The organism is Mycobacterium sp. (assembly GCF_035697385.1).
In the GTDB taxonomy this organism is placed as follows: Bacteria; Actinomycetota; Actinomycetes; order Mycobacteriales; family Mycobacteriaceae; genus Mycobacterium.
This window is the reverse complement of record NZ_DASSCY010000260.1, coordinates 1-10,901: the sequence shown is the minus strand read 5'-3', so window position 1 is coordinate 10,901 and position 10,901 is coordinate 1. Positions and strand designations below refer to the sequence as shown.

At 67.6% G+C, this 10,901-nt stretch carries 15 protein-coding genes; 7 read left to right on the top strand and 8 right to left on the bottom strand.

From position 1 onward, the window contains the following. On the bottom strand, positions 1-873 hold an 873-nt coding region (locus VFH65_RS21760), incomplete at its 3' end, for an ROK family protein (protein WP_353324133.1). A 157-nt stretch (positions 874-1,030) separates the two neighbouring features. On the opposite strand from VFH65_RS21760, the gene VFH65_RS21755 reads away from it, so the two are divergent. Both VFH65_RS21755 and VFH65_RS21750 read left to right on the top strand, forming a co-directional pair. Continuing rightward, a complete protein-coding gene (locus VFH65_RS21755; protein ID WP_353324127.1) occupies positions 1,031-1,786 on the top strand; it encodes an SDR family oxidoreductase in 756 nt (251 codons plus the stop codon). Positions 1,787-1,947: 161 nt separating this feature from the next. Next, positions 1,948-2,361 carry a hypothetical protein gene (locus VFH65_RS21750; RefSeq protein WP_353324126.1) on the top strand — a complete coding sequence of 138 codons (414 nt, stop codon included), beginning with the start codon at positions 1,948-1,950 and terminating at the stop codon, positions 2,359-2,361. Between the two features lie 39 nt (positions 2,362-2,400). Here VFH65_RS21750 and VFH65_RS21745 read toward each other — a convergent pair whose 3' ends face one another. Both VFH65_RS21745 and VFH65_RS21740 read right to left on the bottom strand, forming a co-directional pair. Further along, positions 2,401-3,687: a L,D-transpeptidase gene (locus tag VFH65_RS21745; RefSeq protein WP_353324124.1), complete on the bottom strand. Its 1,287-nt coding sequence runs from the start codon at positions 3,685-3,687 to the stop codon at positions 2,401-2,403. A 15-nt stretch (positions 3,688-3,702) separates the two neighbouring features. After that, a complete protein-coding gene (locus tag VFH65_RS21740) occupies positions 3,703-4,755 on the bottom strand; it encodes a UDP-N-acetylmuramate dehydrogenase (RefSeq protein WP_353324122.1) in 1,053 nt (350 codons plus the stop codon). Positions 4,756-4,781: 26 nt separating this feature from the next. On the opposite strand from VFH65_RS21740, the gene VFH65_RS21735 reads away from it, so the two are divergent. From VFH65_RS21735 to VFH65_RS21715, 5 genes are read left to right on the top strand one after another with little or no spacing between them, the layout of a single operon-like run. Beyond that, positions 4,782-5,294: a DUF2505 domain-containing protein gene (locus VFH65_RS21735; protein ID WP_353324120.1), complete on the top strand. Its 513-nt coding sequence runs from the start codon at positions 4,782-4,784 to the stop codon at positions 5,292-5,294. Between the two features lie 22 nt (positions 5,295-5,316). Further along, positions 5,317-5,832 (top strand): DUF2505 domain-containing protein, encoded by a 516-nt coding sequence (locus VFH65_RS21730; protein WP_353324119.1) that lies wholly within the window; start codon positions 5,317-5,319, stop codon positions 5,830-5,832. 4 nt (positions 5,833-5,836) lie between these two features. After that, on the top strand, positions 5,837-6,634 hold the full coding sequence (locus VFH65_RS21725; protein ID WP_414688482.1) for a class I SAM-dependent methyltransferase: 798 nt from the start codon (positions 5,837-5,839) through the stop codon (positions 6,632-6,634). Positions 6,635-6,644: 10 nt separating this feature from the next. Then, on the top strand, positions 6,645-7,472 hold the full coding sequence (locus tag VFH65_RS21720; RefSeq protein ID WP_353324117.1) for a carbon-nitrogen hydrolase family protein: 828 nt from the start codon (positions 6,645-6,647) through the stop codon (positions 7,470-7,472). Continuing rightward, positions 7,469-8,359 (top strand): DUF2993 domain-containing protein, encoded by an 891-nt coding sequence (locus tag VFH65_RS21715; RefSeq protein ID WP_353324116.1) that lies wholly within the window; start codon positions 7,469-7,471, stop codon positions 8,357-8,359. The genes VFH65_RS21720 and VFH65_RS21715 overlap by 4 nt, the downstream gene beginning before the upstream one ends. Positions 8,360-8,433: 74 nt before the next feature. Here the strand turns inward: VFH65_RS21715 and deoC are convergent, their stop codons facing one another. The 5 genes from deoC to VFH65_RS21690 all read right to left on the bottom strand — a co-directional run. Then, positions 8,434-9,114: a deoxyribose-phosphate aldolase gene (gene deoC, locus VFH65_RS21710; protein WP_353324114.1), complete on the bottom strand. Its 681-nt coding sequence runs from the start codon at positions 9,112-9,114 to the stop codon at positions 8,434-8,436. After that, a complete protein-coding gene (locus VFH65_RS21705; protein WP_353324130.1) occupies positions 9,114-9,515 on the bottom strand; it encodes a DUF2599 domain-containing protein in 402 nt (133 codons plus the stop codon). Before VFH65_RS21705 ends, deoC begins: the two co-directional genes overlap by 1 nt. Positions 9,516-9,531: 16 nt before the next feature. After that, the gene (locus VFH65_RS21700; protein ID WP_353324112.1) at positions 9,532-9,816 is read right to left on the bottom strand and encodes a DUF2516 family protein; all 285 of its coding nucleotides are present in this window, start codon (positions 9,814-9,816) and stop codon (positions 9,532-9,534) included. Positions 9,817-9,853: 37 nt separating this feature from the next. Continuing rightward, positions 9,854-10,447 (bottom strand): heparin-binding hemagglutinin, encoded by a 594-nt coding sequence (locus VFH65_RS32085; RefSeq protein ID WP_414688481.1) that lies wholly within the window; start codon positions 10,445-10,447, stop codon positions 9,854-9,856. 58 nt (positions 10,448-10,505) lie between these two features. After that, on the bottom strand, positions 10,506-10,901 hold a 396-nt coding region (locus tag VFH65_RS21690; protein WP_414688480.1), incomplete at its 5' end, for a helix-turn-helix domain-containing protein.

Genomic DNA, 10,901 nt, shown 5'->3' with positions numbered 1-10,901 from the left:
CACGGCCTCGTCGCTGACGGTGGACTCGAGCTGCCCGCTTCCGCCGAGCAGGTCCGACTGCGCAGGCAACGCGGAGATGGTGCCGGGGCCGCTGGTGGGCGAGTGCACCTGGCCGCCGATCGACAGTGCGAAGCCGACGGTCTCGCGGGCGTACACGTACAGGCTCGTCGACGACGCCGTTGGCAGCCGGCGCACCCCGAGCAGCAGTTCAGCTCCCGCCATCGCGTCGACGTGCGAGGCGACCGACACCGGCAGGCCCAGCGCCTCTGCCAGCACCGGACCCACGGGGGCCTCGGACCAGCCCAGCCTCGGATGGTCGAGGTATCCAGTCGTGGAGTCGACGACACCGCCGGCGGCCACCCCAACCCAGAGGGGGCGGCGACGGTGCCAGCGGCTCAGGTACCGCCGGGCGCTGCCGGCCAGAGACGCCAGCGCGGCGGCCTGCGTACCCCGCGGCGTCGGCGTCTCGACCACGTCGAGCGTGCGGCCGAACAGGTCGGTGGCCACGATGCTGGTGGTGCGCGCGCCGATGTGGACGCCGAGCGTGAGGAACGGCTCGTGGTTGACCTCAACCGGCACCCGCGGACGCCCGATCGCGCCGGAGACGGCAAGGTCTGCGCGTTCACGCAGCACCCCGGCATCCAGCAAGGCGGTGACCTGCCGGTTCACCGTGGCGATGCTCAGCCGGGTGAGTTGGGCGATGACGTCGCGGGCGATCGGGCCACGCAGCCGCGCCGCCCCGAACACCGACGCGGCTGCGCCGTCAGCGACCCGCAGCGACGGGGCGACGATGTAGGGCCGGGAAAGCAGCGCCCGCTTGGTGTGGGCGGCGGTGGGGTTCTGACGGAGAGTCGTGGTGGTGCGCACGGGCATGTCCTTTGTCGAAGTCGGCTGGTGGGTCCTGGCCACACCTGCGACTCGACGGGAGACTGTGAGAAATCCGGGGTCGGTCAGGCGCGGCTGATCACGCGGCGACAACAACAGCTCCGGTACACATGGCGAACTTAGCACGCCAACTAAAGTTGGGCAGATGACGACACCTTCAGCCGACAGACGGGTCGCTGTGGTCACCGGCGCGAGCGCCGGAATAGGCGAAGCGACCGCGAGAATGCTTGCAGGACAAGGCTTTAACGTCGTATGCGTAGCACGACGGGAAGGCCCCATCAAGGCACTAGCCGACGAGATCGGTGGCACCGCAATTGTGGCCGACGTCACAAGCGACGAGGACGTCACCGCATTGGCGAGCGCCCTGGACCGGGTCGACATGCTGGTCAACAACGCCGGCGGCGCCCGCGGCCTGGAGCCCGTCGCCGACGCCGACCTGGACCACTGGCGCTGGATGTGGGAGGCCAACGTCATGGGCACGCTGCGCGTGACGAAGGCGCTGCTGCCGAAGCTGATCGAGTCCGGCGACGGCCTGATCGTCACCGTCACCTCGATCGCCGCGGTCGAGATCTACGACGGCGGTGCGGGCTACACTTCCGCCAAGCACGCCCAGGGCGTACTGCACCGCACATTGCGCAGCGAGCTGCTCGGAAAGCCGGTGCGGCTCACCGAGATTGCGCCCGGCATGGTGAAGACGGACTTCTCACTGCGCCGATTCGACGGCGACGAGCAGCGCGCCGAGAAGGTCTACGAAGGGGTCACCCCGTTGGTGGCCGAAGACGTCGCCGAGGTGATCGGGTTCGTCGCATCCCGGCCGTCGCACGTCGACCTGGACACCATCGTGATCCGGCCACGCGACCAGGTCAGTGGAGCCAGTGGATCGCGCTTCAATCGCCGCTGACATCGCGAAAACAATTGTCACGGACGGCAATTAAGGCAAGGTCGGTTTTGGCGGTGTGCGGACGGCAGGTATGCGACGATCGCGTTGATACAGCGCCGACTGTGCGGTCCTCACCAAAGGAGCGACATATGAGCTGGACGACTGCCCTAAGTTGCCGCACGATGACGAAAGCCGTTGTGGCCGGGGCGTTTATCGCAATGGCCGCGACGGGCGTGGCTGCTCCGGCCAACGCGCAAGGCCCCACGGGTCCGTCTGATCCCGCGTGTATCCAGCAGCCGACCAATCCGATATGTGCCGGCGGCCCGTATGCCCCTCCGGCACCCCCGGGCCCGCCAACCGGCCCAAACGATCCCGCATGCATGTCGAACCCCGCCGATGCGGCGTGCCTCGGGAGCCCGTTCCTTCCCCCGCCCCCGCCACCGCCACCGCCTCCACCGCCCGTTGCGCCGATCGACGCCGGGCTGCCCTTTGACCCATTCACCGGCGGGCCGCACATTGACGACATGCCACCCATTGACGACACGCCGCACATTCCCTCAGGCATGGGGATGGCCGGGATGCCCGGTCACATCTGAGGCTCACGTCGTCGAGACCGCGCAGCCTCGACGCAAGTCCTAGCCGCCGGGCCGCTCGTTGACCGGCTGAGGCGCGCCCGACGGCGTCGCAGGGGCGGTGCTGGGAATGCCCGACGGTGAGCCCTGCTCGGACAGCGCCGACATCGATACCCACTCATCCCACGGCACGGCCCAGTCCCAGATGTCGCCGTCGGCGTAGGACAGCTGGATGCGTGTCCCGGTTACCTCGACCGGATCCCCGTACACGGCGCTGTTGAAGTACTGCTGCGCGTCGGACTCGGACAGATTGATGCATCCGTTGGTGACGTTGCTGCTGCCCTGCGCGCCGAGGCTGGCCGGATTGGCGTGAATGAACTCGCCGTTGTTGGAAATCCGCACCGCGAAGCGTTCGCGGATGTTGGCGTAACCGGCGGCCGGGTTGGTCATGTAGAAGTCTTCGTACTTCTCGGTGACGACGTGGATGCCGCTGCGGGTGACGTTGCGGTCCAGGTCGCCCTCGCCGTAGCTGCACGGGAAGTCCATGATGACGGCGCCCTGCGCGTCGAGGACCTGGATGCGGTGCGACGAGGCCTCCGCCTTGACCACCTGGCGACGGCCGGTCTCGAACGTCAGCGTCGCGTCCTGAGCACCGTAGGCGCCGTCGCCGAACGACACCCCGTAGAGCTTCGCGTCGACGTGGACCTTGGTGCCTGCCGGGTAGTAGTCACGGGTGCGCCAGTGCGCCCGCGAACCGCCGACCTCGTCGGGCAGCCACGCCCAGCTGCCCTCGACTGGCGGCTCGGTTGTGACCTTGAGCGCCTTCTCGACGGACGCCTTGTCGCTGATCGACGCGTCGAACTGAATGATGATCGGCGCCGCGACACCGACCACCTGGCCGTCGGCGAGCTGGAACCGGCCGCTGACCTGGGTGTCCGGGTTGATGGTCGTGAAGTCGCCCTGCACTGGGACGGCCTTGCCGTCGCGGCCGACCACCGAGCCTGCCCAGGTGTAGACGACGCCGTAGCCGAGCGGTTCGGTGACGTTGAACGCGGTGCGGTCGCGGTCGAGCGTGCCCGCGACGACCTTGCCCTCCGGGTTGGTCAGAGCGACCCGCTGGAACCAGCCGTCCTTGACCTCGATACCGATCGGCGCCGTCGGCGACACATCGACGGCGGCGGGGGCAGGCTCGAACGTCAACGACGGAGCCGGGGGTGCGGTTGCTTCACCGGACGTTTTGCTGGATCTGCTGACGCATGCTGCCAGCGCGCCCGGCGCGACGATCCCGACCGCAAGAGCAGTCAGTGCCCGCCGTCGGTTGATCGACGGCATCGGATCGGCTGGGCTCACGTGGATCCAGCGTACCTACAGTGCGCACCCGATCAGTGCCGGCTCGGGTGTGAGTTCGATCCCGAATGTCGTTCTAACACCGTCGCGCACCGTCCTGGCCAGGCCAATCACGTCGGCCGCGGTGGCGCCGCCCCGATTGGTCACAGCCAGCGCATGCTTGGTCGACAGCCGCGCCGGGGCGTCGTCACCCGGGTAGCCCTTGTGAAAACCGGCCCGCTCGACCAGCCAGCCCGCGGCCAGTTTCACGCCGTCGGGTGCCGGGTAGTTCGGCACCGGTCCCTCCACCTCGGTCTGTAGCCGATGGAATTCGTCGGCCGGCACGACGGGGTTGGTGAAGAACGACCCGACGCTCCAGGTGTCGTGGTCGCCGTCGTCGAGCACCATGCCCTTGCGTGCGCGCAGCGACAGCACCGCCTCCCGCGCCCGCAACGGGTCGGTGCGCGAACCCGCTTCGGCGCCAAGCGCGGTCGCCAGCTCGCCGTAGCGCAGTGGCGCGCTGCGCCCCTCGGCGTCCAGCGCGAACTCCACCTCGAGCACGATCGCGGCCTGCGAATGCTTGAGGATGCTGGTGCGGTAACCGAACTGCAGCACCTCCGGCGAAACCCAGCGGTCCTCGCCGCTGCGGCGGTCCAGCAGCCGCACCCGGCGGATCGTGTCGGCCACTTCCGCCCCGTAGGCACCGACGTTCTGCACCGGCGTCGCACCGGCAGAGCCGGGGATGCCCGACAGGCATTCCAGCCCGCCGAGACCATGGGCCAGCGAGGTCACCACGACGTCGTCCCATGCGGCTCCGGCTTCGGCGCGCACGACGTTGCCTTCGACGGTGATCTCGGTGTTGGCGAGCAACACGACGGTCAGGTCCGCGAGGTCGTCGGCCAGCACGACGTTCGACCCACCGGCGAGGATCAGCGGGTTCTCGCCCTCCAGGGCGCGCATCACCGCGACCACTTTCTGCGTGGTGTCGCACGTGATGAGGCGGCGCGCGACGGGCCCGACGCGCAATGTGGTCAGCGGCGCGAGCGGCACCGCCTCGGCGACGGCCGCACCCCCGACTTCCTCACCGGTCACGGGCGGTAACGGTAGCCTGGCCAGCTATGCCGCGATCATTCGACATGGCCGCCGAATACGAGGGCAGCGTCGAACAGGTTCATCAGGCATTCCGCGACGAGCAGTACTGGATGGAGCGGTTGGCCGATTCCGGCGCCGACGACTACTCGCTGGATTCGATGACAGTCGATCCGGACGGTGGCATCGACATCGTCACCACCCAGACGCTGCGCGCCGACCGGCTGCCCGGCGTGGTGATCCAATTCCACCGCGGCGACCTGAGTTTCGTGCGCGAGGAGACGTGGAGCCCGATCCGCGACGGCCAGGCCACCGCGACGGTCAAGGGCTCGATCCGCGGCGCGCCAGCGACGTTGACCGGCACCGCCGCCCTCATCCCGGCAAAATCGGGCGACGGCTCGAAGCTGGAGATCACCGCCACCGTCGAGGTCCGCGTCCCGCTCGTCGGCGGCAAGATCGAGAACTTCATCGGCAGCCAACTGGTCGATCTGCTGATCGCCGAACAGCGCTTCACCACGGTGTGGATCACCGAGAACGCCTGAAACGTAAGTAAAATCATGCTCCATGACGCGGCGCATGGATTACACGCTCGCGTACAACGCACCCGCTGAGAAGATCTATCAGGACTTCACCAGCCACCAGTACTGGCAAAGCCTGATGGAGGTCTACCGCCGACACCTCCCACACTCGGAGGTCACATCGTTCTCCTCCGGCGAGCGAGGCACCGACATCGTCTTCAGTCAGCACGTGCGGCGACGGGATCTGCCGCCGATCGCCAGGGCCGTGGTCCCCGTCGACCTGATCATCACGCGCACGCAACACTTCGAGCCCTTCGACAACGAGAAGAGCCGCGCCAACGGCACCTTCACCGCGACCGTGACGCATGCGCCAGGACACATCCGCGGCCAGTACCTCCTCACCGAGACCGAAACCGGTAGCGAGTTGCGGCTGACCAGTGAGTGCAAGGTCCATATCCCGCTGGTCGGCGGCAAGCTGGAGGAGCTGATCTTGAACGGCTTGCAGGGCCTCTTCGACGAGGAGCGGGCCTTCACCTCTGACTGGATTTCTCGCCATCACTAAACCGGTGGGCGCGATCACCCGTGGCACCACGGGCCACAACCGGCTGCGCCGCAGCGACCGCTGGCTGGTGCACTCGCGGCGGGTCCGCGCTGCGCTGCAGGCGGCGGCCGAGCCGCTGGTGATCGACCTCGGGTACGGCGCTCTGCCGGTGACCACGCTGGAGTTGGCGGCGCGGTTGCGTGCGGTGCGCGCCGACGTTCGCGTCGTGGGCCTGGAGATCCATCCCGAACGGGTCAGCGCCGCGCGCGCGGCCGAAACGAGCACAGTCGATTTCGCGCTCGGCGGCTTCGAATTGGCCGGGCACACACCGGTTTTGGTGCGGGCGTTCAACGTGTTGCGGCAATACCCGGTCGAGGCGGTGCCCGACGCCTGGTCGGTGATGCAGGCGGGGCTGGCGCCCGGCGGGCTGATCGTCGACGGCACCTGCGACGAGCTTGGCCGCCGCTGCAGTTGGGTGCTGCTGGACGCCGCAGGGCCGGTCAGCCTGACGCTGGCCTGCGATCCGTTCGCCATCGACCGCCCCTCAGACCTTGCCGAACGCCTGCCCAAGGTGTTGATCCACCACAACGTCGCGGGCCAGCCGATCCACGCGCTGCTCACGGCCGCCGACCGCGCATGGGCCAGCGTCGCAGGCCACGGTGTGTTCGGTCCGCGGGTGCGCTGGCGCGCGATGCTCGACCTGCTGCGCGACGAGGGATTCCCGGTCGAACCGCCGCGCCGCCGGATGCGTGACGGTGTGCTCTCCGTGCCGTGGTCTGATGTCGCGCCCGCCGGCGCTCCGCGGTCGGCCGTCGCGCCCTAGGCTGGCGGGCATGCGGATTGCGCTGGCGCAGATCCAAGCCGGCACCGAACCGGCCGCCAACCTCGGCCTTGTCGAGGACTACACACGTCTGGCAGCGGATGCCGGCGCGCGGCTGGTGCTGTTCCCCGAGGCGACGATGTGCCGGTTCGGGGTGCCGCTGGCGCCTATCGCCGAGCCGCTGGACGGGTCGTGGGCCTCAGGTGTGCGGGCGATCGCCGAGCGGGCGGGCATCGTCGTCGTCGCCGGGATGTTCGTCCCCGCCGACGACGGCCGGGTGACCAACACGCTGATCGCGACCGGCCCGGGTGTCGACACGCATTACGACAAGATCCACCTCTACGACGCATTCGGCTTCGCAGAATCGGACACCGTCGCACCGGGCCGCGAACCCGTGGTGATCACGGTCGACGGCGACTCGGGACCGGTCAATGTCGGCCTCACGCTGTGCTACGACGTCCGCTTTCCCGAGCTGTACGTCGAATTGGCCCGGCGCGGAGCGCAACTCATCACCGTGCACGCTTCGTGGGGAAACGGGCCAGGCAAGCTCGAGCAGTGGACGCTGCTGGCCCGGGCCCGTGCGATCGATACGACGGGCTACATCGCCGCGGTCGACCAGGCCTATCCCGGCGACGAGATCGCCGCGCTGGGACCCACCGGCGTCGGTGGCAGCCTTGTCGCCTCTCCGCTCGGTGATGTGGTGGTCGCCGCCGAAGCCAAGCCCCGGCTGCTCGTCGTCGACATCGACCTGGACGAGGCCGCGAAGGCGCGTGAGACAGTCGCGGTGTTGCGCAACCGCTCGGACTTCACTCATCTCGGTAAGGCACAATCGCTGGGGTGACCGATCCCTGGGCTCGACCGGCTAATCAGGACCCGCCCGGCCCACCGCCGCCACAGTTCGGGCAGGGCCCACCGCAGGGCTATGACGCACCGCCCCCCGGGCCACCGCAGACCGCACCCCAGCAACCCGGCTCGTCGCCGCTGGCGAAGGTCAAGAGCCTTTTCAGCGACCCGACGTCCATCGTCCTGGTCGTCATCATCGTCTTGGCGCTGGTGCTGGCAAGCCTGCTGGGTGGTGAGCTGTATGCGCGCAGCCGCGCGGACAGCATCGTGGCCAAGGTCACCGGATGCGTCGTAGAAGACGAAGCCAAGGCGTCCTTCGACCCGCTGCCGCCGTTCCTGATCCAACACATGTCCGGCCACTACACCAACATCAACATCGAAACCGCGGGCAATCAGATCCGCGATGCCAAGGGTATGAAGGTCACCTTGGACATCAAGGATGTCCGGCTCGAGGACACCGCGACATCCAGCGGCTCGATCGGCTCGTTGATCGCGCACATCACCTGGAGCTCCGAGGGCATCAAGCAGACGATCCAGGACGCGATCCCGATCGTCGGAAGCTTCGTCACAGGCGTGAAGACCAACCCATCCGACGGCACCATCGAGTTGGTTGGTGCGCTGGGCAGCATCGTCGCCAAGCCGGAGGTTGTCGACGGCGGGCTCTCGCTGCAGGTGCAGGAACTGACCGGGCTGGGCTTCACCCTGCCGCGCGAGACGGTCCAGCCTGCACTTGAGGCGTTCACCGCGCAGCTGACGAAGAACTACCCGATGGGGATCCACGCCGATTCCGTGGAAGTCACCGATACCGGTGTGGTGAGCCAGTTTTCGACGCAGAACGCCGAGATCCCCAAGGGCGGGGAAGACCCCTGCTTCTCGGGTCTCTGACTCTTCGGTGAGTGTGGACTTGATGCACGGTTCTTCTGCTGAACGCGTGCATTAACTCCACACTCGTCGCCCAACTAGTCCAGCCCGTCGAGCACCGCGCGGGTTCCCGATAACCCCAGCCGTGTCGCGCCGGCGTCGAGCATCGCGATCGCGTCAGCGGCGGTGCGGATGCCGCCGCTGGCCTTGACCTCGAGGCGGGGCGCAACAGTCGCGGCCATCAGCTCCACCGCGCGCACCGATGCACCCCCGGACGGGTGAAAGCCGGTGGAGGTCTTCACAAAATCCGCGCCTGCGTTCTCGGCAGCGCGGCAGGCGTCGACCAGCGTCTGCTCATCGCCGAGGCTCAACAGCGCTGCGGATTCGACGATCACCTTGAGAACGACGGTTTCGGAGATGGCCTCGCGCACCGCGGCGATGTCGGCGCGCACAGCATCGAAGTCGCCGTAGAGGGCGGCGCCGACGTCGATCACCATGTCGACTTCTTTCGCCCCTTCCGCGACGGCAAGCCGGGCCTCTTGCGCCTTCACCGGCGAAAAGTGTTTGCCTGACGGGAATCCCACCACTGTCGCGATGGTCGGGCCCAGCGACAGCGATCGCCGGACGACCGGGATCATCGACGGCGATACGCATACCGCGAAAACGTGAAGTTCTTCGGCTTCCGCTGCCAGTTCGCGCACGTCGGCCTCGGTCGCTTCTGGCTTGAGCAGCGTGTGGTCGACGAGCGCGGCCACCTCATCCCGCGTATATGAGCCCACTAAAACGGTTCTTCGGTACCACCGGGGTTACACCCTGCGGCGACCATCTCGGCGTCGTCGACCTCAGGCCGCCACGGCTCGAGATTCCAGCTGACCTTACCGGGAAAGGCCAATTCGGCGAGCTGCCAATGGCATACGAACTGCGCCTGCATGCCGGGGATGTCGGCGTCGGGTGAGAGCGTCAACACCTCGGCCCATGCACCCGCCGGATCGACGAAGTCGGTGGATGCCACTCGGCCTGCGTGTGTCGGGTACACCCTCAGGCTTGACAGGTCACCCCACTTCGCCCACTCCACGTGATCGATGTAAGGGGGCGGCAGCGTGGTGTCGGCGTGCGCTGGAATGGCAAGCGCGAGCGGGACACTCAAGGCCGCCACCGCGGCAGCGACGGCACGGTGCATTTTGGTCATGTGGGGGCTATCGGGACTTGCCCTGGATTTCCAGGATCTTCGGCCGGACGTCGACGAGGTAGATGCCCGACGCCACCGCCGCGATCGCCGCCCCGAACGGATCGCGGAACAACAGCAGGAGCAAGACGCTGACGCCAAGGATCGCGAGCCACACCGGCTTGGTCAGCTTGCCTGCCGCGGTGTAGGCGTCGGGACGCTGCATCGCGGCGTGCACGAACGAATAGGTGCCCACGACGAAGGCGAGGAAGACGAGCGCAAGCACAATGACGCCCGCTAGGTCGGCAAGTATCACCTCACCAGCCTATGCGGGCGTCATCGTTTGCGTCGAATTACTTCTGGGTGACCTTCTTGGCCGGAGCCTTCTTGGCCGGAGCCTTCTTAGCCGGAGCCTTCTTAGCCGGGGCCTTCTTGGCGGCCGGCGCGGCCTTCTTCGGCAGCTCGACACCGACAAGCTTGGCGGCACGCTCGCCGACGGCGCGGGTCTGCGTGGCGACGTTGCCCAGCGCTTCCTCGGTCAGCTCGCGGTAGCTCTCGACACGCTCGCGGCCTTCCTCGAGGGCGGAGGTGTTGCGCAGCCGCTCGAGGGCGGCCTCGCCACGCTCGACGAGCTTGTTGTAGGTGGTCTGCGCGGTCTCAGCGTAGGTCTCGGCGAACTTGCGCAGCTCGTCGCTGTTCAGCCGCTCGCGCAGGCCGTCGAACTGGGTCGGCAGGTCTTCCTGCAGCTTGGTCACGCGGGCGCGGGTCTCCCCGACACGTGCTCCGGCGTCGGTGCGGGCCTCGCCGGCACGCTCGCGCAGGGTGGCAACGATCTCGTTGACCCGCTCGAGGGCCAGGTCGGCGGCGCCAACGGCGGCGAGCAGCGGGGCCTTCAGATCGTCAGCGGTCGGTTGGTTCTTCTGAGTCTTCTGCGCTTTGGTAGCCATGTCTTACTTCCTTTCAGATGTTCTGTGGTTTGACGTTCAGTGAGCGGTTGATCTGGTTCTAGTCAGTCGTCTCAGTCGTCGGCTCCTCACCCTCAGCAGCTTCGTTCTGTTGGCAAAACGACGTGTAGATGTCGAGCAGCACCTGCTTCTGCCGCTCAGTGATCGCCGTGTCGGTGATGATGGCGTCGCGGACTTCGCTGCCCTCGCCGGGTTCCAAGATCCCGGCGCGGACATAAAGCACTTCCGCAGACACCCTCAGCGCCTTGGCGATCTGGTTGAGCACGTCGGCGGAGGGTTTCCGCAATCCCCGCTCGATCTGGCTGAGGTAGGGATTGCTGACACCGGCCTTTTCGGCCAACTGCCGCACGGACACCTGCGCAGCCTCGCGTTGCGTTCGAATGAAGGTACCGATGTCCTGTGCAGCGCTGGTCACGCTGGTGGACACGACGGCGGC

Bases quoted from the DNA above. Each gene is read 5' to 3' on its own strand.
- VFH65_RS21755 (WP_353324127.1), top strand. From the start codon at position 1,031: ATGACGACACCTTCAGCCGACAGACGGGTCGCTGTGGTCACCGGCGCG.
- VFH65_RS21750 (WP_353324126.1), top strand. From the start codon at position 1,948: ATGACGAAAGCCGTTGTGGCCGGGGCGTTTATCGCAATGGCCGCGACG.
- VFH65_RS21735 (WP_353324120.1), top strand. From the start codon at position 4,782: ATGCCGCGATCATTCGACATGGCCGCCGAATACGAGGGCAGCGTCGAA.
- VFH65_RS21730 (WP_353324119.1), top strand. From the start codon at position 5,317: ATGACGCGGCGCATGGATTACACGCTCGCGTACAACGCACCCGCTGAG.
- VFH65_RS21720 (WP_353324117.1), top strand. From the start codon at position 6,645: ATGCGGATTGCGCTGGCGCAGATCCAAGCCGGCACCGAACCGGCCGCC.
- VFH65_RS21705 (WP_353324130.1), bottom strand. From the start codon at position 9,515: ATGCACCGTGCCGTCGCTGCCGCGGTGGCGGCCTTGAGTGTCCCGCTC.
- VFH65_RS32085 (WP_414688481.1), bottom strand. From the start codon at position 10,447: ATGGCTACCAAAGCGCAGAAGACTCAGAAGAACCAACCGACCGCTGAC.